This is a genomic window from Rhodanobacter sp. C05 (assembly GCF_002001165.1).
Classification (GTDB): domain Bacteria; phylum Pseudomonadota; class Gammaproteobacteria; order Xanthomonadales; family Rhodanobacteraceae; genus Rhodanobacter.
In genome coordinates this window covers 115060-137346 of record NZ_MUNQ01000008.1, presented here as the reverse complement: position 1 = coordinate 137346, position 22287 = coordinate 115060, and the positions used below count along the sequence as shown (strand labels likewise).

Below are 22287 nucleotides of genomic sequence, written 5' to 3'. Positions count from 1 at the left end.
CCATGGCTAGTCTGCAAGACTATCAGCGCAAGCGCGATTTCTCTCGGACACGCGAACCGGCCGCCAACGAGATCGGCACAGCGGACCGCCGAGCGATTTTTGTGGTGCAACTGCATCACGCTAGTCGCCGCCATTTCGATTTTCGCCTGCAAGTTGGCGATGTGCTGAAAAGTTGGGCGGTGCCGAAGGGACCAAGCTACGACCCCAAGGTAAAGCGTCTGGCAGTCGAAGTCGAAGATCATCCCGTTTCCTATGCCAACTTCGAGGGCGACATCGAGCACGGCTATGGCAAGGGCCACGTCGATCAGTTCGACCATGGTGTGTGGACCACTTCGGGCAGTGCCGAGAGCCAGCTACAAAAGGGCCACCTCCGCTTCGAACTGTTCGGCAAGCGACTCAAGGGCGGCTGGCACTTGGTGCGCAGCAGCCGTAAGGAACACCAGTCTGCATGGTTCCTGATCAAGGCCATGGACGCGTTCGTCGGTGATCTCGAAGCCGACGATCTGCTCGACGCGAAGATGAAGCGCAGCACACGCAAGGCAGCGACGTCGCCGGCGTCGAAGGCGGCAGCAAAGAATTCCACTGCCCGAAAAAAGGCCATTCCCAAAGCGAAAAAGGTGCCACGCCTGCGCTTGGCCAAAGCTGCGGCCGCGTTGAGGGGCGCCCGGCCGGCCACGCCGAGTAACGATTTTTTCAAGCCCGAGCTGGCACGCCTGCGCGAATCTCCGCCTGCAGGCGAACAATGGCTGCATGAGGTGAAGTGGGACGGCTACCGCATTCTTGCGGCGATCGCCGACGACGAGGTGAAGCTGTGGTCGCGCAACGCGCTACCGTGGAACGAGCGAGCACCGGACATCGTGCAGTCGTTGGAGTCGTTGGGTCTGCATTCGGCGCGCCTCGACGGCGAACTTGTCGCGCTGGATGCGCGCGGACACAGCGACTTCAACGGACTGCAGCAGACGCTATCAGGTGAAGCGCAGTTGCCGCTGGTCTACATGCTGTTCGACCTGCCTTATCTAGAGGGCAGCGACCTGTCGCGGGTTGGCCTACTGGAGCGTAAACAACTGTTGGAAAAGCTGCTGGTGCACCGGCCGAGACACCTCGCTTTCAGTACGCATGCGATCGGCAACGGCCAGGAACTGTTCCAGATGGCAACCGACGCCGAACTTGAAGGCATCATTTCCAAACGCATTGATTCGGCCTATCGAGCGGGCCGCGGCGACGATTGGCTCAAGATCAAGCGGCTGGATAGCAACGAATTTGCAGTAGTGGGCTACACGCCGCCGAAGGGAAGTCGCAGCGGTTTCGGTTCGCTGTTGCTGGCCAGGCCCGATCCTGAGGTGAAGTTCGATTGGATCTACGTCGGACGCGTGGGGACTGGCTTTTCGAACGAACAGCTAAAGCAACTGAGCAGGACCATCGCCGACAAAGGCAGCACCCGACCCACAGTAAAACTTGCCAATATTGATCCGTTATTGCGCGAGGCGCGATGGGTCAAGCCCGCGGCGGTTGCCGAAGTTTACTACCGCGGCATCGGCAACAAGAACCTGTTGCGCCAACCGAGCCTTAAGACCATGCGCACCGACAAGACTCCAGCAGACCTTGCTGACTCCGATCGCATCAGCAGCAAGAGCTCTGCGCAAAAGTCAGCTGTAGGACGCCGCAGGTCGGTTGCTCCGAAACTAGCCGACATCGAGATCACGCATCCTGATCGCGTGGTCTTTCCCGACGACGGCTACACCAAGCAAGACGTGGCCGACTATTACGCCAGCGTCATGAACTGGTTCCTGCCCGGTGTGGTGGATCGCCCAACATCGGTGATCCGCTGTCCGGAAGGAACCGCGAAGGCCTGCTTCTTCCAGAAGCACCTGATCACTGGCCTGAAACACGTCGGCGACGTGAAGTTGAAGGAGGAGTCCGGTACACGGGCAGTCTATATCTATCCGCGCGATGCTAGCTCGGTGATCGAGCTGGTGCAGTTCGGCGTGTTGGAATTCCACCCTTGGGGTTCGACTGTCGAACAGCCAAATCTGGCTAACCGGGTGGTCTTCGACCTGGATCCTGGCGACAACGTCGCGTGGCCGCGGGTCGTGGCCGCTGCACGGTTAATGCGCAAGCTGCTTGGACGGCTGGATGTGGAATCCTTCCTGCGCACCACAGGAGGCAAAGGCCTGCATGTCGTCGTTCCGTTAAACCCTGGCTGTGCGTGGCCGCAGGCGAAGGACTTTGCGCGCGCCTTTGCGACCATCGTGACACAGGCGTATCCGCTGGAGTTCATCACGACGGCGAGTAAGGCACAGCGCCGCGGCAAGATCTACCTGGACTATCTGCGCAACAGTAGAGGAGCTACGAGCGTGGCATCGTATTCATTACGTGCGCGCAGCGGCGCTCCCGTCGCCCTGCCGATCCGTTGGAGCGAGCTGGGGAAGCTCAAAAGCGGACACGACTTCGATATCCGTTCAACGCCCAAGCGGCTGGCGCGGTTGCGCTCGGACCCATGGGCTGGCATCGATGATGTGCGACAGAGCCTAGACAACATCATGAAGAAGCTGCGTTGAGTCGTGTATAGCCCGACCTTTCGTAGTGACGCCGGTGCGACTCATCTGTCAGACGCCTCAGCACTGCACGCCTGATGAGCGCGCGGGCTCAGCTTAGGAGGTCCAGTTGCAGACACTACCGATTGACTATCAATCGACTACAAAGCGCTCGCCGTATTTCTCGTCGTGAGCAACGAGATAGGAATCAAAGAATTCTTGATCACTGAGGCTGCTATCGATGCCGCCGACCAGATCTTCGTCCATGCGTTCGCGTAAAGATTCGAGTTCGTAGTGCTTGCCGTCATAGATGATCTTGCCCATGCTGCTTTCTCCAATGGCTTTATCACAGCTGGATTGCGTTGACCGACCCGGCTTGGGAGCACGCGCGGGAACAAACGGCGATACCGGGTCGCTAGCAGGAAAAGTCTCCTCCAGCGCTTCGTCTTGATTGCTGCTCTCGCGCTGCTTGCGCTGCTTGCGCTGCTCCGCGGTCTCTGTCGTGCTTGGTGGTGGGTCGTCTGGATGGGGGAGGTCTTTGCGGTCGCTAGTGGACATAGAGGTTCTCCAGGTTTGATGCATAGCTTGAGTAGCATCCCACTCACTCACGCCGCTTTGAGGGAATCACGCGTACATATCACTGCGTTAACGTAGACAAGAGCACCGACATGACTCAGAGCAACCAAGGACATCAACGTTGTGCCCACCCAGCGTGCCACTGTGAAGTTCAAGGTGGCGAAGCCTATTGCAGCGAACACTGCCGAAAGCGGGTGGAGTCGCCCGTGTCCGATCAGGCCGAAGGCTGCCAGTGTGGGCATCCCGAGTGTCATGACGTTCACGCCGCCAACTGATCAATGAGCGCGCGGGCGAAGGCAGGAATGTCGTCCGGTTTGCGGCTGGTAATCAATTGACCGTCGTGGACGACTTCGCGATCTTCCCACGTAGCGCCAGCGTTCTCGAGATCGGTGCGTAACGATGGCCAGGAGGTCATCGTATGACCCTCCACCAGTTCAGCATCGATCAGAGTCCATGGACCATGGCAGATCGCTGCGATGGGCTTGCCCGACTCGCCGAATGCCCTGATCAGGTTGATCGCCGCCGACTCGAGCCGAAGCTTGTCGGGATTCATTACACCGCCCGGGAGCACGAGTGCGTCGAAATCGGATGCATCCGCATCGGACAGCACTACGTCGACATCCACCGGGCTGCCCCAATCTTTCTTGTCCCAGCCCCTGATCTGCTTGGCACTCCCGGACGCTATCACACTGACCTCGGCTCCAGCTTCTTCGAGCAAGCGTTTTGGTTCTGTCAGTTCCGATTGCTCGAAGCCGTCGGTCGCGAGGATGGCTATGCTGCGACCATCAAGCCTAGCCGCGTCACCGCCCCTCTTGCGCGTCCCCATTTTTTCTTCCCGTGATTTGACTTGCGCTCGTTTCGTGCTTGATGCGCTCATGATGTTCTCCGCTGAATTGGAGTCGTAGCTTGCCTGCTTGGACATACAGAACATGTCGCTACGTCGTGAGCACACTGTGATGTCACCAGACCGATGGTTTGACGGCCTGTCTACGGAGCTCTTGCCAATCTATGTTTGCCAATGAGATCGAAGAAATTTCTATCTTGGCGTCCAAATTGTGAAACCTGCCTAACACCTTTTAGGAGATCGTCATGCGCAACCACTCGAAGCTCCGCAACAGTCTGTTTGCCACCGGCCTGATTGCTCTTTTTGCAGCAGCCCCCCTGTCCCAAGTCGTTGCTCAGGACACGAGTGGTGCTATGGAAAAGACATCGGACAGCCAGACCGTTCCTGATAAAACCGCAGATGCGTGGATCACCACCAAGGTCAAGTCAGAATTCGCGACCACGAAAAACATCCCTTCAACAGATATTTCCGTTTCGACCAGTGGCGGCGTGGTTACCTTGACCGGCTCGGTTGCTACAGCCCAGACCAAAGCAAAAGCGGTGCGCGTTGCAAAGAGCGTCAAAGGCGTCAAGAGTGTGGATAGCAGCGGCCTGACAGTAAGCGCCGCCGCTCAATGATCCCCGTTGACTTGACGACGAAAGGAGCCGATTGGCTCCTTTCTTTTATATACGTCTTGAGTTGTTCTACAAGCGAGACTTTGAACTCCACAGCTCGGATGTGAAGCCAGATGCGAGCCCATTTCGATTGCGGATTGCCTGCCCTGTCGGACGGTGCCGTGGAGAAAACGATGGTCGGGGCCTAAGCCCTGCTCACACCCTTTAGGACGGAGTCCAGATGAACTATCTCCCGAATATCTCCCAACCAAACCAACTCATCCCTTTCAGGGTGCTCCGCGTTCTCGAGCTTGACGATTCCATTGATCCCTTCGGCACCTTCATTGTCCCGGAATATCTGAACTGTCGGCGTTACGGTTACCAAACCCTCGACAACATGGCCCCGTCGCGTGGTAACCCGGACACATGCATTGACTGCCAACTCGCCAACGAGGTGCTCAAGGTATTCAATATCAGCACGCTCAACAAAGACTTTCTCAGCTATCTGTCCCATGCTTTTGTCCGTCCAGTCGTATCGGGGGTCGCTAAAAGTATCGCGCGACGCTCAATCGTGCTCTCGTCCCGCGCAAGGTGGTTTTCGTGGATTAGGACTGCAATCGCCTCATGGCGAGTTAGCCTTTTATCGCGTCGTAAGCGAATTTAGCTTCTTCTTTTCCACTATGAAGCGATCACAGTCCTAATCCACAAAACACAAACGTAGTCTGACTCCATGCATGTTATACCGGCGGATCGACAACACGCTCTGCAAGCTGATGGTCACTACATTTTTCAGTGTCGATGAAACGCTGTCCAACAATGACTGCGTCATAGTCTTTGCCAAGATACGCGGCACGTCGTCGGGCTCTTGCCTCCGTCGCAAAGTGTTCTTCCGGTTGCCTTCGCCCACCACGAAAGCCTCGAACTACGTAGATCGTCTGCTGCATCGCCATCTCCCAAGCAGAACACCACGAACTTGGGAAATCTGCCACCGGAGATGACAAAATTTTGTGATTTTTAGATTGCCATTTCGAGGCGTTCAAAACGCTGCGACTGACAGCCTGCTCGGCTCCCAACGCTTCTCGGATTTTTCACCAAGGAGGAAGCACGCTCAGCACAACTATCTGGAGGAAACGCCGTGCTACAGCTCAATCCGCCCATCCCGATGAATACGCCGAAAGGCGAAGGCTTTGCGCACATCCTGATTGACTATGGTCCCGAATCAGATCTGTATTGGACCGTACTTATTACGGCGACGGGCGAAATATGGACGTACGCAAACCGCTACGTACGAGCGTCCAAGAACATCACGCTCGGGCGTACCGATCCGTCCCTTCCATCGACGGTCGGATCTGATCCAGTTCCCATGCGACCACGGAGTATCGAAGGCCAGGAAAGAGTCTGAGCCTTGTGGGGAATCACTGTAAGTGGAGCTTCGACTGGATTTTCTCGCCGAGTAATGCGCTCCGGCTCATTTCGCGTCGCTGATCTGCACAGAATGTGTAGATGCAATGTCGATATATTCATCGTGACCTGACGGTGCATTTTGTAGCGTCCGAGCTTCTCGATCAGTCGATAGCACAACGTTATGAAAGAACAAGCCAGGAAAATTTCAAAGGCATTGACCGCGTTTGGCATGAACTGCACGCTTAAGTCTGGACCGGAGGCGTCCTCGACGCAGAAAATCTTGGACCAGATTCTGCATGCCCTGACCAAGTACGGTGTTGATGGTTCCAGCATTCGTGTCGCGGACTACAATGTCAAAACGGGTGTCACGGCGGACGAAGGCGAAGGCGACGAATGGCCCGCGCTTCGTCAGAAAGTGCTCGATGCAAATATTCTCGTGCTGGCTTCGCCGATATGGATGGGCCAGCCGTCCAGCGTGTGCCATCGCGTACTGGAAAGAATGGATGCGTTCCTGGGTGAAATCGACAAACAGGGCCGATACCCGACGTTTGGTCGCGTCGCCGTCGTTGCCGTGGTTGGCAATGAGGATGGCGCGCACCATGTGACGGCGGAGCTCTATCAGGCACTTGCTGATGTTGGCTTTACCATCCCAGGTGGAAGCTCCGCCTATTGGGTAGGGGAAGCGATGGGAAGCGTCAATTACATAGATCTGGATCAAATCCCGAAGAAACTTGCAAGCACCATCAAGACACTGGCGTCCAATGCCGCCCATCTCGCCGCAGTGCTTAAAGAAGACCCATACCCCACTCCTTGATGGCTGTGGAATCGAATCGTCAGTAGGTCCAGCAAACTTCAATTTTCAGAGAAGTTCGACGCCATGTTCTCAATATCGGCCACATGTCGGGCCTTATAGGTTTGCCGCGTGTGTCGGCTAGGGCCCATGTGAAGTCGGCCCCAATCAGGACGATGATTGCGGAGTAATACACCCACGTAAGCAGAATGACGAAGGCACCTGCTGGCCCGTATGCCTCTCCGACATGACTCCGGCCGGTGTAAAGGCCGATACCCGCTTCAGCGCCCATGAAGAGGGCTGCGGTTAAGACAGCACCGTTCGACGCATCGGTCCAGTCGATCTTGGCGTCCGGGAGCACCATTCAACGCTGTCAGTATTCCAAATGGACGCGCAGTCCAACGACGCGCGCCGGCCCACGATCCCTGTTGTATCCCGGATTGTGAATAAGTTGAATGTCTGCCGTCACGAAGGCGAATGAGGTGACCGCGAGGTCGTAATACGCCTCTCCGATCTGCTCGGTGCTGTAATTCAGCCGGCCGTCCCCCAAAGTAAAACCTGAGCCTCCCGCCGCGAGGTAGTCGCGGTGCTCAGGCGAAAGGCCGTTCACTGCAAAAGCTATCGCGATTCGATCCTTGGGGCGCTCCCACTCGCTTCCGGCGACCTGCACGCCGATACTGGCGCTGCGGTCCGCTTCGGTGAAAACAAAGGATTCCGTCTTTCCGTCGTTCCACGCGACACGTCCGAACAGACCGGTGTCTCCGTCGTCGGCGAGTGGGACATCAATGCCCGCCGCTGCTCCATATTTGTACCGACCGTTCTGGTCATCTGCGCGAATGTTTGGAACGGTTCCCGTTTCTTCAGCTCGAAGCAAAGCATCGTCGTAGATGCCCATCCGTGCCTTGTTTTGAAATACGAGCAACCACACGCTGGCACTTTTGGGATCGTGCTGCCAAGTCACCTGCGCGTTCTGGCCATTTGCCTTGCCGATGGGGCCTTCCAAGTTTGGCCCGTTGGCCTTTGTCGGCATCTGATAGATACCGTAGCGCCAGGTCCAGGGGCCGGTCACGTAGGTTGCGAGGCCGCCGACGGTGTAGCCGCGGGTGTCGGCGGCAAAGTCCCATGCCGGACTGTTGAATAGACTCCAGTTCATGAACTGGGTTCGCGTCGAGTTGCCGTAACGGCTTTGATCAAAATCGTCGTTTACCGCCATGAGCCCCAACTTGAAACTCAGGCGATCGTCGGCCTGAGCGCCCGGCAGTTGATCCATCTTCCGTTTGACTTCCGTGGTTTTGTCGCCAAGTGGGATGTCGTACGTAAGGAATGCACGCGCAACGTAAGCCCCACGCCCGAGAGTGCTACCACCGCCGCGGATGACATCGCCGTTGGTCAAGCCGGCCAATCCCGTGCTGTGACTGATGCCCTGCCCGCGGAACATCTCGACATCCACGTACGCAGAGAGACGCGACGTCAAAGGCACGCCGAAATACACTCCGAAGGTATGTGAGCGTGCATGGTCACCCCTGGGATTGAGGCTAAGCGGACCGGCATATGGCGAATGCAGACTGTTCTGTATCTGGGTGATGAACGTGTACTGCGCGCCAAGCAACTGCGGCACAAGGTAATTGGTGTCATCCGCTAGCGCGTCGCCTATCCAGAGGGAAGCGGCAAATGTCGACGCAATGACGGCCAGGTAGCGATGCACTGTCGTTCCCTTGTTCGGATATGGCTGTCTTCACTGACCCCAGGTAACAAACATGACTACCGCAGCCGCAGTCATGACCCCGGTAGCAATCCAGCCCCATACCTTCAGTGACGTATTGAGCGTGAATTCCCCCATCACCTTTTTGTTCATGGCCAGCAGCATGACCATGATCATCATCGGCACCGCAGTGACGCCGTTGATCACCGCGCTCCAATACAGTGCCTTGATGGGATCGATGGGAGTGAAATTCAGGGCCACACCAACAAGGCTGGCAAAGATCAGCACCCCGTAGAAGAACTTGGCTTCGTGAGGTTTGTATTCCAGCCCATAGCGATGCCCGAGTGAGCCGGCCGTCGCAAATGCCGTAGACCCCGCAAGAACTGGCACAGCGAGCAAGCCTGTTCCAATGATCCCTGCGGCAAATAGCGCAAAAGCAAATCGACCGGCGAGGGGGCGCAAAGCCTCCGCCGCGTCGGAAGCCGACTGGATGTTGGTCTTTCCATGAGCATGAAGGACGACAGCCGCCGTAAGAACGATAAAAACGGCCACGATATTGGAGAACACCATTCCTATCGTTGTATCCACCGTGATCCGTTCGATCTGTTTGGGTCCCTGTGACGGGTCTTTCTTCAATGGCTCCCGATCATCGTCCTCACGAATTTCTTCGGCTTCTTGCGCAGCTTGCCAGAAGAAAAGGTAGGGGCTGATGGTGGTGCCGAGCACAGCGACGATGGCGACGGCGTACTTTGCCGACAACTGTACTTTTGGCATAACGATGCCCTTAAGTACCTCGATCCAAGGTACATGGATGACGAATACCGTCGCCACATAAGCGAAAAGGCTGAGCGTCAGGACCTTCAGGATGGGCGAGTAGCGGGAAAACGGCACATACATCTGCAAAAGCAGCGAGACGATGGCGAAGGCCGCCGCGTAGACCACCGCCGGGCCGCCGATCAGCAATTTGAGCGCCGCACCCATAGCGCCGATATCGGCAGCCAAATTGATCACATTGGCCACAAGAACAGAAAACACGAGTCCGTATACCCACGGATGCGGGTAATGGCTGCGCATGCTGCTCGACAGTCCCTTGCCCGTCGCAGAGCCGACGCGCGCGCTGATCGCTTGGATCGCGATCATCAGCGGCATGGCAAGGAACAGACTCCAAATCGTGGCATAGCCGAAGGCAGCCCCAACCTGCGAATAGGTAGCGATACCACTCGGATCGTCGTCGGCCGCGCCAGTGATAAGGCCCGCACTGAGCTTGCGCAACAAGGAAAGCTCTGATGTTGTGGTCTTCGACTTTTTAACCGATGAGACGTTCAAGAGGATGCCCTCGTCTGACGACAAACCGCCGCGCGATCTATCGGTTCATCTCGGAGATTTCTATATGGATTTAACGCAGACCGTTGATCCCTAACGCGTCATCACATCGCCGCACAGTTAGTCGTGAAGCGTAAGTACGAGCTCATCGAACCCCGAATCTCGTCGCCCCCCAGCAAGATGAGCATGGTGAATGTCTCCGGAAGATCAACGTAGTTGGGTCGCCGATCGAACCTTAGGATGACTGTTGATTAGAGCGCATGGGATAGCCGTCATTGAGCTTGCCGTATTCGTCCAGAATGCAACCGATTTGTCCGTGTACCCACGTGTGATCTTCGGGAGAAGCATGGCTAGTGATGACATCTACCCTACTTACGAAAGCTGACATGAAATCTCGGTCTTGAGGATATTTCTTGATCAAAGAAGGCATGGATTTCTCAAGCTCCAACAATACCCGATGAAGTTCTACGCGGGATTTCGACATGACCTCATCCTCTTTTTCTCTTTGGCTGCGAGCTTCGGCTTGACGATGTCAAGCTCGAGTCAATTGAGTAAACCTGGAATAAGAAATGTTTGCCGTGGGATCGGTGACATATGAGTTACCGGCAATCGGCAAAGTTGGTTCTTTGCTTTCTTCAAGGATCAAGTTCTTCGACAGGTTGGCTTGCTCGCTAGCTAACACTGATCGCGCATGCGCCGACGGTAAACTTTACCGCCGGTTATTCAGCCAAGTGAAATCCGCATGCCGATTTCCTGCCACTTTCCTCACGATCCTCGCACGCAAAGGTCTTTATAAAACTGCTCTCCGCAATGTCGCGGAGTGGAGGAAGTCATGGACAAGAATCGTACCGAAGGCGCCAAACATGAAGTGAAGGGCGCTATGAAGGAAGTGATCGGCAAGGTCACTGGCAACAAGGGAAAGGAAGACGCTGGTAACTTCGAGAAGCACGCGGGAAAACTGCAAAAGGAAGCAGGTAAAGCGGCTGACAAGGCGCGCGCCGAAGCGAAGAAGCACTAACGCGCTTCGAGACCAATGAGATCAAACCTCCTGTGGACAGGAGGTTTACTTGTATCGACGTTACAAAAACAGCTCAAGCCGACCTCGCTCACGCGCTTTGGCTCGAAAGTGAGGGCATGTGTTATCCACCATTACTACCCAGAGCCTCGGGGGGAGGATGTCATGCCTAAATCTCGCGAAGACCTCAAAAAGTTACTAGATGCCCTCGATGCGGGTATGCCATCTTTGATCGAAGCCAACCCACTTGAAACGGAGTTCTGGCAAGCATTCTGGTGCGCATCTGACAGGATCACCGGCGATGCCGGCCCGTTTGACTACGACTGGTTGCTGATCCGGGTCGATCGCATCCTAGAAAGCCACGGCAAGATTCCGAGCGTGGACTTGCTCTACGGAAGTGGTGGCATATAACTTAACTGTCCCGGGGCCATTGATAGCAATATCGAATATTTCGCGAAGCCTAAGCGGGCAATAGCGAGTACGCGCAGGCTCACAAGAGCCTATAGTCGAAAAACAGGCATTCCGCCGAACTCCCAGAGGCTCTCATGAAACTTCAGCAAAGCGTTATCGTCATCGACGACGACGCTATTGTGCTGTCCGCTATTGAGGATATCCTCCAGGCGAAGGCGAACTTTCTTGTGCGAACATTTCATACTTGCCGCGAGGCGCTTGAAATGCTGGACAGTGGACCCGTAGACGTTATTGTCGCGGATGTCATTCTGGGGGGTGAAGCTACGGGTATAGATGCCTGCAATACGGCAGTTGAACGGCATCCAGGGGTCGCCTTGGTATTGATTTCAGCAGAATCAACCTGTGACTATCATGGCTACCCACCTCGAACCGTATGTTTACAAAAACCGTTCAGTGCTGCCGAATTGATGGACGCGATTGCACGCGCGCAGAAAGCAAGCGCTCTGGGCAAGCAGGTATAGCTTTCCGTTCAAGGCGACACGACGAGCCTATATCACACCTCGCTCATTTAGGATCACCGATGGCGTTGCGACGCGACCGCAAGAAGCGCATGACGCGTTGCTCAAGCTGACGAGGATGGGCAGCGGAGTCAACGGGAATCGCTCTATGCAAGCTGCCAGTCAACCAGCCGTCGATAATTTTCGGATGAATATAGGAGCTGCGGCATACGGCTGGGGTGTTTCCAAGGAAAGCCGCAACTTCCTTGATTGCCGATGTCAGCGCCATCCGTTGAGCATAGTTGCCTTCCGGTAATGGGGTGCGCGCAAGCACGGCGGCAGCATGCGCTGTTCCACCCCATGTCCGAAAGTCCTTGGCACTGAAGTCGTCACCGCAGACAAGATGCAGATAGTCGTTGACTTGCCCGGAGTCGATCGGCTGCCTTTGACCGTCGTCATCGAGATACTGGAAAAGCCTTTCGCCTGGAAGTTGCTGCATGCGGCGCACGATCCTTGCAAGGCGCTTGTTGCTGAGTTCGGCCTCGCGCTGCTGCCCGCTTTTGCCATGAAATGCAAAACGAAGCCGTCCATTCAGCGCATGCACATGTTTGGAACGAAGCGTGGTTAGCCCGTAACTTCGATTATCACGGGTGTAACGCTCGTTGCCGATACGGATCAGGGTTTCGTCGAGAAGACGTACGATCAATGCCAGCACTTTCTCCTGCGGCAAACCCGGCTTGGCAAGATCGCTGCGAATATGCCGACGCAAGTTCCGCAGTTGGGATCCAAACATTTCCACGCGGTCGAATTTGCCGTGATCGCGCAAAGCACGCCACCTTTTATGGTAGCGGTATTGTTTGCGCCCCCTCGCATCCCGACCAGTAGCTTGCAGGTGACCGCACGCATCGGTGCAAATCCAGACGTCACTGTAAGCAGGTGGTATGGCCAAGGAACGGATGCGTTGCAGTTCTTTGGAGTCAGTGATCCGTCGGCCGTTGCTGCCGTAATATATGAAATTCTTGCCATGCCGTCGTCGATGAATACCAGGCTTGGCATCGGTGACGTAAACCAGTCCGACGGTGCGCGCCTGCTTGCGGGACGAAGGAATGGAGGCGAAGGCGCGGGGCATGCCCGAATTGTGGCCATAGAGTGTCAAGAAAACGTGCATCAGAAGTCTTGCCGCCACACCCACACGAAGCCCTCAGGCACGGGACGATGGGATCACCTCGCGTATGCACGGAACTTGTCATCGTTATTTTCCTTTCCCTGCCCGGGTGATCTTGATGCCAATGATCCGGTTTCGTCTCTTCGGCAGCCGCGCCAATACGGACACCGTCATTTCTGCGCTGCACGGCATTGATGAGGTTGAACATGTCGAAGAAGTCGACGACATGATGCCGCAAATGCGGGAAGACTCGAGCTCTTCCGAACTTGGGAGCGACAGCGAAGGAAAGCTCTACAGCGTTGAAGTCGACTGCCCTACGGATGAAGTCGCCGAAATCGTCCGGGAATGCGCACAGGGCGTGTCCTGCCAGCTTCGCGCCAGCATTGAATTCGTGAGTGAGTTTTAGCGTTATCAACGCTCGTACCAGTCTAAGACGGTGCCAGGCACAAGACTCGGCAGATCCATCCCGACCGCAATACACGCATCGAGAGCATCGCGAAGTGCGATGGTGTAAATGTTTGTCTTGGTTTCACTTGAAGAATACATGGCATGATCCGCAATCAAGTCCAATAACCGCATGGACCACTCATACAAGACGCTTGATCGTTCTAGAAAGCGTTCCGCCATCCAAGTCCGCAACGGAACGTGAACCTTGTGGTCATACCGTGTTGCCAGCCGTACTGCGAAATCATCGACGAAATCCTGAATGCCACGAAACCATTCCGTATGGCCGCCCGCGCTTTTCGCAATGGCCATCGGTGCGGGTGCTTGATGTTCAGACCACTTCTCGATGAACAGACGCTCAATACGCCGGGCTTCGCGCAGATGCTCGGTTTCGATCAATAGTCCAGCCTCCAAATCGAAGAAGTTGAAAAAACGTCGATGCAAGGTGTGGAATCGTTGCAGGGGATCGCGACTAAATCCGACCTTCACGAGATCCTCGCCACGGCACGGAAGCACATACACGTAGGTGCGTCCCTTGCTTTCGGAACGTGGGTAGGCCAATCCGTCGAATCTTGTGTCGCGAGTCAATGAAAATCCCTCGATCGACTATCAAGCGAACCAAGCATCGCGCTCATGTCGGTGAGGTGATGTGCTATGAGATGACTGACTCCATCGACGTGTTCCCATCTGCCTTCCACTCCGAGTAAGCGGGCTTCAAGGAAGGTGCGACGCTGGCGTTCAGCGACCTGCCGCCACACGATCACATTGATCGGCCCGTACTCATCTTCCAAGGTGATAAAGGTGACGCCGCTAGCTGTTTGTGGACGCTGGCGTTGTGTCACCAACCCGGCAGTCCGAACAAAGCTCTCATGTGGACGCGAGCCTAACGTGCGGGAATCGATGCACCGCGCCGCGCGCAAACGCGCACGAATCTGGCGGACAGGATGCGGACCCAAAGTAAGGCCAATGCGTGCGTAATCGGCGAGCGTATTCTCCGCTTGCGAAGGTAGTGGCAGTACAATGGGCTGCTCGGCAGGACTTTCGTTACCGAACAGCGGCAGTTGCGCTTCGACACCTGCGACTTCCCAAAAGGCGCGATGGCGGTGACCAGAGAGACCGGATAAAGCGCTGGCCTCGGCCAGAAGTAGCTGATGCCGTTTGTCCAGCTGAGCGCGTGCGCACAGATCAGCCAAGTCGATGAAAGCGTGCTCAATGCGCGCAAGACTGATGCGCTTTGCCGCCGCTTCGCTAAAACCACGAATTTGGCGCAAACCCAGCCGTATAGCGGGCGATAAGGTTGCCGGTTTGCGTATGTCGACTTCCAGAGTGCAGTCCCAATCGCTATGACGCACATCGACTGGAAGCACTGCCACGTAATGACGCTGCGCATCCTGCACGATCTGACTGGGCGCGTAGAAGCCCATGGGCTGGCTGTTCAACAGTGCGCAGGCGAAGGCCGCTGGCTCGTGGCATTTCAGCCAGCAGCTGGCGTAAGCGATGCCAGCAAAACTTGCCGCATGGCTTTCGGGAAATCCATAGGACCCGAACCCCTTGATCTGCTCGAATAGGCGGGCCGCGAACTCCGCGGTGTAGCCACGTTCCAGCATGCCGCGGCTGATCCGTTCGCGATGACCTTCCATACCGCCGTGACGCTTCCATGCAGCCATCGAACGCCTCAGCTGGTCTGCTTCACCTGCCGTATAGCCCGCGGCGACGATGGCAAGTTTCATGACCTGCTCCTGGAATAGCGGTACACCCAGCGTGCGTTCGAACACCGCCTTCAGATCCTCCGAGGGATAATCGACCGGCTCTTCTCCGCGACGGCGCCGTAGATACGGGTGCACCATGTCGCCCTGGATCGGACCGGGCCGCACGATGGCTACCTGGATCACCAAGTCATAGAACGTCTCCGGTCGGTGGCGTGGCAGCATGGCCATCTGGGCGCGGCTCTCGATCTGGAAAACACCGATGGTGTCGGCGCGCTGGATCATCCGATAAGTCGCCGGATCGTCCTGAGGCAAGATGGCCATCGTGTAATCCTGTCCGCGATGCTCCCGCAGGAGGTCCAGACACTTGCGTACACAAGTCAGCATGCCTAGCGCCAGGCAATCGACCTTGAGTAATTTCATGGTATCCAGGTCATCCTTGTCCCACTGGATGATGGTGCGATCGGGCATTGCCGCGTTCTCCACCGGCACCAGTTCGCTCAGGGGCGCATCGGCGATCACGAAACCCCCAACGTGCTGCGACAGGTGACGCGGCATGTCCAAAATCTCTGCCGTGAGTTTCACGATCCGCTGGATAACCGTGCTATCCGGGTCGAACCCGCGTTCGCGTAATTGCTCGGCGAGTGACTCGTCGCCATCCCACCAGGCAAACACTTGGCTCAACTGATCGACCTGATCTAGCGGCAGCCCCATGGCCTTGGCTACGTCCCGCACGGCGCTCTTGCCGCGGTAGCAGATGACAGTCGCTGCCAATGCGGCACGCTCCCGCCCGTACTTGCCGTAGATGTATTGAATGACTTCCTCACGCCGCTCGTGCTCGAAGTCGATATCGATGTCAGGCGGTTCATTGCGCTCCTTCGAGATGAACCGTTCGACCAGCAAGTTCATCTTCGCCGGGTCAACCTCAGTCACACCGAGCGCAAAGCAAACCGAGGAGTTCGCCGCAGATCCTCGTCCCTGACACAGGATCCCCTGGCTGCGCGCGAAACGAACGATGTCATGCACGGTGAGGAAATAAGACTCGTAACGAAGTGCTTCGATCAATCCCAGTTCATGCTCGATTTGCTTGTGCTCTTTCTCAGGCACGCCCCCGGGCCAGCGCCAACGCGCACCCTCCTCCGTCAACTGGCGCAACCAGCTAGTGGCAGTGTGGCCTTCCGGCACGAGCTCAGCCGGGTAGCGGTAGCGCAGCTCGTCAAGCGTGAACGTGCAACGGGCGGCGATCCGCGCGCTCACCTCAAGCAGGGTTTCAGGGTAGAGCTTGGCAAGTACGTGGCGACGGCGCAGGTGCCGTTCGCCATTGCGTGCGATCAATCCGCCCGCCTCAGCAACCGGCACGCGGTGTCGGATCGCGGTGAGCGTGTGCTGCAGGGCAAGCCGTCGCCGGATGTGCATGTGCACGTCGCCCGCCGCCACCAGTGGAAGACCAATCTCGCGACCGATCGCTTCCAGTTCATGCACCCGTCGTGCGTCGTTCGGTCCGCGATGCAGCTCAATGGCGAGCCAGGCGCGGTCGCCAAACGTCTGCTTCACCCAGCCACCGTGAGCCATGTCGACGACTAACTCAGGCACCCACAGGACCAGCGTGCCTGGCAGCCCGGTAGCCACGTCGGCGCGTGTGAGGCGATACGTGCCCTTCTCCGATGCGCGCCGCCCCGTGGTGATGAGACTGCACAGCGATGTGTAGCCCTCTTTGGTTTCGCACAACACGACGATCTTGGGGCCATCGTCGAGCTGGATTTCCGAACCGACGATCAGCGGCACTCCGGTTTCGCGTGAAGCTTCCAGCGCGCGGACGATACCGGCAAGCGAGCACTCATCGGTGATCGCCAACGCCGCGTAGCCACACGTCTTCGCGCGCTCGAACAGTTCGTGTGCACTGGATGCGCCACGGCCGAAGGAGAAGTTCGAGAGGCAATGGAGTTCCGCGTAGGCCGTCATGCGAACCACCCGTGGATCATCCAGCCGGTCTGTTCATCGGGTGCGCAGAACGCCCAGGCCCCCTGCCCCAGCGAGGTCTCGATGACGTAGTAATCGCGGCAGACTTCTCCACCATCCCACCAACCTGTTTCGATACGTTCCGGACCCGCCAGGATGATGGGATGTCCGCCACGCAACGGAATGGGACGTCGAAGCAACCAAGTAGGTCGTGGGTGCGGCTCGATCGGCACTTCATCATGCGCGGACTCGCGCTGTGCACGTTCCGGTCGGGGGTCCCGCGTGTTGCCCAGTCGATAGACCGCACCATCTCCCAACCTCGCGCGCAGCCGCTCACGCAGCTGCTCGATCGGCAACGCATTCGCTGGTCGCTCGTCGAGCAAGTCACGTCCCACGGGTACGAATGCCGGCAGATCGCGGGCCATCAGACGCAACGCCAGCACCGGCTCAGGCAGAGTCACGTGTTCCAGTCGACCTCGTGCGAACTCGAACAATAGGGCACCATCGCGTTCCGATGCCAGTAATCCCACTGGGACATCAGTGAAGCGACCTTCGCGGTGCTCCAGGCGAAGCAAGAAGCGCTGCACCCCGCCATCGCGGCCGGCCAGATACGCGGCCAGATCATCGACCATGCGCCGCATTGGAAAGATCAGCGCGGATTGGTTCTCCACCTCATGAAGCAACTCGATGCGCAGGTCGAACATGTCCGGAGGGCGATACAACTCCAGGCCAGAAGGAAGATCACCCGTCAGACGATCCAACGACGCCAACAGTTCCGCACCGAAGCGGCGACGCAGTCCGTCCCGCGGTAGTGCCAGCACTTGGCCCACCGTGCGAATACCCATGCTCGGCAACGCCGCGAGGGCGTTCGCGGGCAGTCGACTCTTCGCGATCGGCACGCGCTGCAGGGCGTTGCGCAGCGTGTCGGAGGACAGTACTGCTTTTCCGTCGGAAACCGTGGTCAACACATGAGCAGCGTGAGCTGTCGGCGCCGCTGCCATGCGATGACGGAATCCTAGGTTGGTGAAGTCGGCCCTAAGCATGGATTCAAGCCGTGGCCATGGCCCGAACAGGCCCATGCTCTTGCTGACCTCCAGCACGATCGCATGCGGCAGCAAGCTGACCTCGGAGCTATAGCGGTAAGCCACGGCAGCCAGGAACCGGTGCCACCGCTCCACCGCCTCGCGGTCATACGGGACCGCTTCGAACTGCGAAAGCAGCGCTTGTGCGGCGCTCAGCCGTTGTCCTACGTGCAGACCCGCAGCGCGGGCAGTCTCATTGACGGAAACAATTGTGCGCGCGTTGACCGGTCCATCGACAAGTACCAACGGTTCGTCCGTGGAGCGGCGGCGGAGAATTCCATCCATCGCCAGATGTGGCAGTTTGATGCAGGTCCATAACATGTCTGGCTGCCATCAATGGACAGAACGTGGCAACGGAATAGCCTGGACGGGCACGCCGCCGCCCCGACATTTGCGCACCCAGACCTGCGGGCGTGGCGACGCTTCCAGTTCCAGACGTAGCGCAGCAGGCGATGCGTTGGATAGGTGGGAGCGATCACGGAACACGAAAGCAAGCGCCTGTCCGGTGATCGCGGCCACCTGCAGACGACGCATGGCGCGATCGTCAGCGTGATGCGGCCACGTCAGCACGGCGGCGCAGCTTCCTGATCGCAAGCACTGCTCGGTGGCCCAGAGCACATCCTTCTCGCCGGCATCCACGAATTCCACCCGACGCATGTCGACGCCTTGCTGGCGCCAGCCGGCGACACACGGCGCATACGGTGGCGACACGATCACTACGTGGCGCTGACCTTGAGTCAACCGCGCGAGTGTGGGTAGCACGAGGCGAAGTTCACCCACGCCATCGACGGGCAGCAGGATCTCGGACAACGAGGCCTCCGGCCAACCGCCTGCAGGCAACACGGCATCGAGTGCGCGCCAGCCCGTGGGCTGATCACCGATCGGCAATTCGGGAGCACGACCACGCCAGACTTGGCGTGCGTCGAGCAACGCGGAAAGTGGAATTGCAGCGTTCATCAGCTGCCTCGGAGCAGGCCTGCAAACAGACCTTCAATCGCGAAGTCTTCGGTCGGATCCACGTCGATGGGTTTGAAGCCAGGACTGTTTGGCATCAACCGGATCACATCACCCTTCCAGTGCAGCCGCTTGATCGTGAAACGGTCACCATCCACACGCGCGGCTACCACCTGGCCATGACGGGCCACCGGCGTGGCGTGCACCGCCACCAGGTCACCGTCCAGGATTCCTTCGTCGCGCATCGAATCGCCCACCACCTTCACCAGGTAGTCCGGTCGCAACCGGAACAGCGAACGCGACACGCGCAGGCTGCGATCGACCCGTGACTCTGAAAACAGGGGTTCGCCGGCGGCGATGCGACCGATCAGCGGCAGTTCCAAGGTGTCGGCATCCATCGGATCGGGTTCGCGTACCAGCCGAATACTGCGGGCATGGTTTGGTTCGAACGTCAGCCGGCCCTTCTCTGCGAGCGACCGGACGTGTTTGAGGACCGCACTGACATTGCCGATCCCCAGTGCATCGCCGATTTCTTCAAGCGTGGGTGCCTGCCCGTCCCGCTCAATCCGGGCTCGGATGAAAGCAAGGACGTTCAATTGGCGCTGGGTGATCTGGATGGTCATGGCTCGCATAGTTTCACCTATTTAGGTGAAAATGGAAGATGAAAGAAAACCCCGCCAAACCACCTCAGACAGATCAAGGGTTTAGCGCGGTGATCGCACACAGCTTCGAAGGCGACTTCAGTCGCAGCGTCACCCGAAGTCATCTCACGGGATGAGATCACCTCGGGATTCACTTGTTCACCTCATCAGCCCAGGCCACCGCATGAACGCTCTTCTCGATCGCTACGCCTCCGATGAACTGGTCCTGCGTGACCCGAGCGACGGCCGCACGCTGGCCCAGCGCCTCACGAAGCGGTACGCGGCGAGGATCACCGGTGCTTTCGTGGTGCCCGGCCGTGAAGGGTCATTCGCGACGTTACCCGACGATCTGCCACCTGCGCTCGCGCAAGCCTTGCGCTCACGTGGCATCGACCAGCTGTATAGCCACCAGGCTGAGGCCTGGACGGCGACGCAATCCGGCGCACATGTCGCCATCGTGACGCCCACCGCCTCTGGCAAGTCGCTCTGCTACACGTTGCCGGTCATCACCGCCGCAATGACGCAGCACGCCAAGGCGCTGTATCTGTTCCCGACGAAAGCGCTGGCGCAGGATCAGGTGGCCGAGTTGCTCGCACTCAACCAAGCCGGGAACCTGGGCGTCAAAGCCTTCACTTTCGATGGCGACACGCCCGGTGACGCGCGCCAAGCCATCCGGCTGCATGGCGACATCGTGGTCAGCAATCCGGACATGCTGCATCAGGCCATCCTGCCGCATCACACCAAATGGGCGCAGTTCTTCGAGAACCTGCGGTATGTCGTGATCGACGAAGTGCACACCTACCGCGGCGTGTTCGGTTCGCACGTCGCCAATGTGATTCGCCGGCTCAAGCGCGTGTGTGCGTTCTATGGCGTGGCACCGCAGTTCATTCTCTGCTCCGCAACGATCGGCAATCCGAAGGAGCACGCCGAAGCACTGATCGAGGATGCCGTTGCTGCAATCACGGAAAGTGGTGCACCGACCGGCGACAAGCACGTGCTGCTGTGGAACCCGCCGGTCGTCAATCCCGATCTGGGTTTGCGGGCATCCGCACGCTCGCAAACCAACCGCATCGCGCGGCTGGCTATCAAGTCGGGCATGAAGACGCTGGTCTTCGCGCAGTCGCGCACCATGGTCGAAGTGCTGACCAAATACCTGAAAGACGTGTTCGACAGCGACCCGCGCAAGCCCGCACGGATCCGCGCCTACCGCGGCGGCTACCTGCCGAAGGAACGGCGCGCCGCGGAACGCGAGATGCGCGCCGGCACCATCGACGGCATCGTGAGCACGTCCGCACTGGAACTGGGCGTGGACATCGGCTCGCTCGATGTGGTGGTGTTGAACGGCTATCCCGGCTCGGTGGCCGCCACCTGGCAACGGTTCGGCCGCGCCGGTCGCCGGCAGCAGTCGGCGCTGGGTGTGTTGGTGGCGAGCTCCGATCCACTCGATCAATACCTGGTTCGACACCCGGAATTCTTCCAGGGCGCGTCGCCCGAACACGCGCGCATCCAGCCCGATCAGCCTCTCATCCTGCTCGACCACATTCGCTGTGCGGCTTTCGAGCTGCCCTTCATCGGTGATGAAATGTTCGGCACCGAAGTGGCCACTCCGTGGCTCGACGTGCTGGGCGAGGAAGGCGTGTTGCATCGTGAGGGCGATCGGTGGGAGTGGATCGCTGACAGCTATCCAGCCATTGTAGTGTCCTTGCGCTCGGTTGCCGATGGCAACTTCGTGGTGGTCGATCGCACCAACGGCCGCCAAACCATCATCGCGGAAGTCGACTACACCGCCGCGCCTGTAACGCTGTACGAGGGCGCCATCCACATGATTCAGTCCGTGCCCTACCAAGTGGAATGCCTCGACTGGGAAGGCCGCAAGGCCTACGTCACACGCACCCACGTGGATTATTACACCGACGCGATCGACTACACGAAACTCAAGGTGCTCGATTGCTTCGACACGTCCAATGCCGGATGTGGGCAGGCGCACCACGGAGAAGTGCATGTCGTGCGCCGCGTGCCCGGCTACAAGAAGATTCGTTTCTACTCCCACGAGAACATCGGCTTCGGTCAGGTCAACCTGCCGGATCAAGAGTTACACACGACGGCGGTGTGGTGGCAGCTTGCGCAAGTCGTGCTTGATGCCGCCTTCGAAGATCGTCACCAAGCACTCGACGGTTTCCTCGGAGCGGCTTACGCCCTGCACATCGTGGCGACGGTTGCGGTGATGGCCGAAGCGCGCGACTTGCAAAAGTCGGTGGGCAGCGGCGACGGGGCGTGGTTCGTTAGTGCGGACGTCACGGGTCGTGGACAGATCCGCGGCACCGACGGGCAGCCTGCCACTCTGGCGCTTGACGCCCCTTTTACGCCGACGGTTTACCTCTACGATGCGTTTCCCGGTGGCATCGGTCAGAGCGAGCCTTTGTTCAACCGGCGCGAGGATCTCGTGGCGCAGTCGATGACCCTGATCGAACGCTGCGATTGCCGTGGTGGCTGTCCGGGCTGCGTGGGCCCAGTGCTTGCCGCTGATGAGGATGCAGCCACGACGCCCAAGGCGTTGGCATTGCGCGTGCTGGCGCTACTGGTGGCACTGTGAGCGCTTTGGCTGCGCGATTGCGAAAGCTGCGCACGGAATCAGGTCAATCGCGCC

At 58.2% G+C, this 22287-nt stretch carries 21 protein-coding genes; 8 read left to right on the top strand and 13 right to left on the bottom strand.

Annotation, left to right across the window (positions count from 1 at the left end):
- The first annotated feature begins 2 nt into the window (after positions 1 to 2).
- A complete protein-coding gene (gene ligD / locus B0E51_RS06650) occupies positions 3 to 2558 on the top strand; it encodes a DNA ligase D (protein WP_077444112.1) in 2556 nt (851 codons plus the stop codon).
- Positions 2559 to 2687: 129 nt separating this feature from the next.
- On the opposite strand, the gene B0E51_RS06645 is transcribed toward ligD, so the two are convergent.
- Both B0E51_RS06645 and B0E51_RS06635 read right to left on the bottom strand, forming a co-directional pair.
- Positions 2688 to 3092, bottom strand: a complete 405-nt coding sequence (locus B0E51_RS06645; protein ID WP_077444111.1) for a hypothetical protein — start codon at positions 3090 to 3092, stop codon at positions 2688 to 2690.
- A gap of 277 nt (positions 3093 to 3369) precedes the next feature.
- Positions 3370 to 3936, bottom strand: a complete 567-nt coding sequence (locus B0E51_RS06635; RefSeq protein WP_077444348.1) for a type 1 glutamine amidotransferase domain-containing protein — start codon at positions 3934 to 3936, stop codon at positions 3370 to 3372.
- A 263-nt stretch (positions 3937 to 4199) separates the two neighbouring features.
- On the opposite strand from B0E51_RS06635, the gene B0E51_RS06630 reads away from it, so the two are divergent.
- The gene (locus B0E51_RS06630) at positions 4200 to 4571 is read left to right on the top strand and encodes a BON domain-containing protein (RefSeq protein ID WP_077444109.1); all 372 of its coding nucleotides are present in this window, start codon (positions 4200 to 4202) and stop codon (positions 4569 to 4571) included.
- A 181-nt stretch (positions 4572 to 4752) separates the two neighbouring features.
- Here B0E51_RS06630 and B0E51_RS06625 read toward each other — a convergent pair whose 3' ends face one another.
- Entirely contained in the window at positions 4753 to 5061 is a 309-nt protein-coding gene (locus B0E51_RS06625) for a DUF3247 family protein (protein ID WP_077444108.1), read from the bottom strand.
- 1071 nt (positions 5062 to 6132) lie between these two features.
- On the opposite strand from B0E51_RS06625, the gene B0E51_RS06615 reads away from it, so the two are divergent.
- Positions 6133 to 6765, top strand: a complete 633-nt coding sequence (locus tag B0E51_RS06615) for an NAD(P)H-dependent oxidoreductase (RefSeq protein ID WP_077444106.1) — start codon at positions 6133 to 6135, stop codon at positions 6763 to 6765.
- Positions 6766 to 6784: 19 nt separating this feature from the next.
- Here B0E51_RS06615 and B0E51_RS06610 read toward each other — a convergent pair whose 3' ends face one another.
- The 4 genes from B0E51_RS06610 to B0E51_RS19135 form a co-directional block, all read right to left on the bottom strand.
- Positions 6785 to 7105 (bottom strand): YhjD/YihY/BrkB family envelope integrity protein, encoded by a 321-nt coding sequence (locus B0E51_RS06610; protein WP_077444105.1) that lies wholly within the window; start codon positions 7103 to 7105, stop codon positions 6785 to 6787.
- A 9-nt stretch (positions 7106 to 7114) separates the two neighbouring features.
- Positions 7115 to 8446, bottom strand: a complete 1332-nt coding sequence (locus B0E51_RS06605) for a carbohydrate porin (RefSeq protein WP_143525814.1) — start codon at positions 8444 to 8446, stop codon at positions 7115 to 7117.
- 30 nt (positions 8447 to 8476) lie between these two features.
- Positions 8477 to 9769: a divalent metal cation transporter gene (locus tag B0E51_RS06600; protein ID WP_174570604.1), complete on the bottom strand. Its 1293-nt coding sequence runs from the start codon at positions 9767 to 9769 to the stop codon at positions 8477 to 8479.
- Positions 9770 to 10001: 232 nt separating this feature from the next.
- Positions 10002 to 10250, bottom strand: coding sequence for a hypothetical protein (locus B0E51_RS19135; RefSeq protein ID WP_143525813.1), 249 nt, complete (start codon positions 10248 to 10250; stop codon positions 10002 to 10004).
- 348 nt (positions 10251 to 10598) lie between these two features.
- Here B0E51_RS19135 and B0E51_RS06595 point away from each other — a divergent pair, with 348 nt between their 5' ends.
- The 3 genes from B0E51_RS06595 to B0E51_RS06585 all read left to right on the top strand — a co-directional run bounded on the left by B0E51_RS06595 (position 10599) and on the right by B0E51_RS06585 (position 11713).
- Positions 10599 to 10784 (top strand): CsbD family protein, encoded by a 186-nt coding sequence (locus B0E51_RS06595; RefSeq protein WP_077444104.1) that lies wholly within the window; start codon positions 10599 to 10601, stop codon positions 10782 to 10784.
- A gap of 162 nt (positions 10785 to 10946) precedes the next feature.
- Entirely contained in the window at positions 10947 to 11192 is a 246-nt protein-coding gene (locus B0E51_RS06590) for a hypothetical protein (protein WP_077444103.1), read from the top strand.
- 134 nt (positions 11193 to 11326) lie between these two features.
- Positions 11327 to 11713 carry a response regulator gene (locus B0E51_RS06585; protein ID WP_077444102.1) on the top strand — a complete coding sequence of 129 codons (387 nt, stop codon included), beginning with the start codon at positions 11327 to 11329 and terminating at the stop codon, positions 11711 to 11713.
- Positions 11714 to 11756: 43 nt separating this feature from the next.
- Here B0E51_RS06585 and B0E51_RS06580 read toward each other — a convergent pair whose 3' ends face one another.
- A complete protein-coding gene (locus B0E51_RS06580) occupies positions 11757 to 12818 on the bottom strand; it encodes a DNA topoisomerase IB (RefSeq protein WP_077444101.1) in 1062 nt (353 codons plus the stop codon).
- A gap of 154 nt (positions 12819 to 12972) precedes the next feature.
- On the opposite strand from B0E51_RS06580, the gene B0E51_RS06575 reads away from it, so the two are divergent.
- On the top strand, positions 12973 to 13260 hold the full coding sequence (locus B0E51_RS06575) for a hypothetical protein (protein WP_077444100.1): 288 nt from the start codon (positions 12973 to 12975) through the stop codon (positions 13258 to 13260).
- A gap of 5 nt (positions 13261 to 13265) precedes the next feature.
- Here B0E51_RS06575 and B0E51_RS06570 read toward each other — a convergent pair whose 3' ends face one another.
- The 5 genes from B0E51_RS06570 to lexA are packed head-to-tail and all read right to left on the bottom strand — an operon-like array spanning position 13266 to position 19622.
- Positions 13266 to 13859: a GIY-YIG nuclease family protein gene (locus B0E51_RS06570; RefSeq protein ID WP_217333075.1), complete on the bottom strand. Its 594-nt coding sequence runs from the start codon at positions 13857 to 13859 to the stop codon at positions 13266 to 13268.
- A gap of 23 nt (positions 13860 to 13882) precedes the next feature.
- On the bottom strand, positions 13883 to 16966 hold the full coding sequence (locus tag B0E51_RS06565) for an error-prone DNA polymerase (protein ID WP_077444098.1): 3084 nt from the start codon (positions 16964 to 16966) through the stop codon (positions 13883 to 13885).
- Complete coding sequence (locus B0E51_RS06560; protein WP_077444097.1) at positions 16963 to 18366, bottom strand: DNA polymerase Y family protein; 1404 nt, start codon at positions 18364 to 18366, stop codon at positions 16963 to 16965. The genes B0E51_RS06565 and B0E51_RS06560 overlap by 4 nt, the downstream gene beginning before the upstream one ends.
- 12 nt (positions 18367 to 18378) lie before the next feature.
- Complete coding sequence (gene imuA, locus B0E51_RS06555; RefSeq protein WP_077444096.1) at positions 18379 to 19002, bottom strand: translesion DNA synthesis-associated protein ImuA; 624 nt, start codon at positions 19000 to 19002, stop codon at positions 18379 to 18381.
- Complete coding sequence (gene lexA, locus B0E51_RS06550; protein ID WP_077444095.1) at positions 19002 to 19622, bottom strand: transcriptional repressor LexA; 621 nt, start codon at positions 19620 to 19622, stop codon at positions 19002 to 19004. The genes imuA and lexA overlap by 1 nt, the downstream gene beginning before the upstream one ends.
- 202 nt (positions 19623 to 19824) lie before the next feature.
- On the opposite strand from lexA, the gene B0E51_RS06545 reads away from it, so the two are divergent.
- The gene (locus B0E51_RS06545) at positions 19825 to 22233 is read left to right on the top strand and encodes a DEAD/DEAH box helicase (protein ID WP_077444094.1); all 2409 of its coding nucleotides are present in this window, start codon (positions 19825 to 19827) and stop codon (positions 22231 to 22233) included.
- The last annotated feature ends 54 nt before the right edge of the window (positions 22234 to 22287 follow it).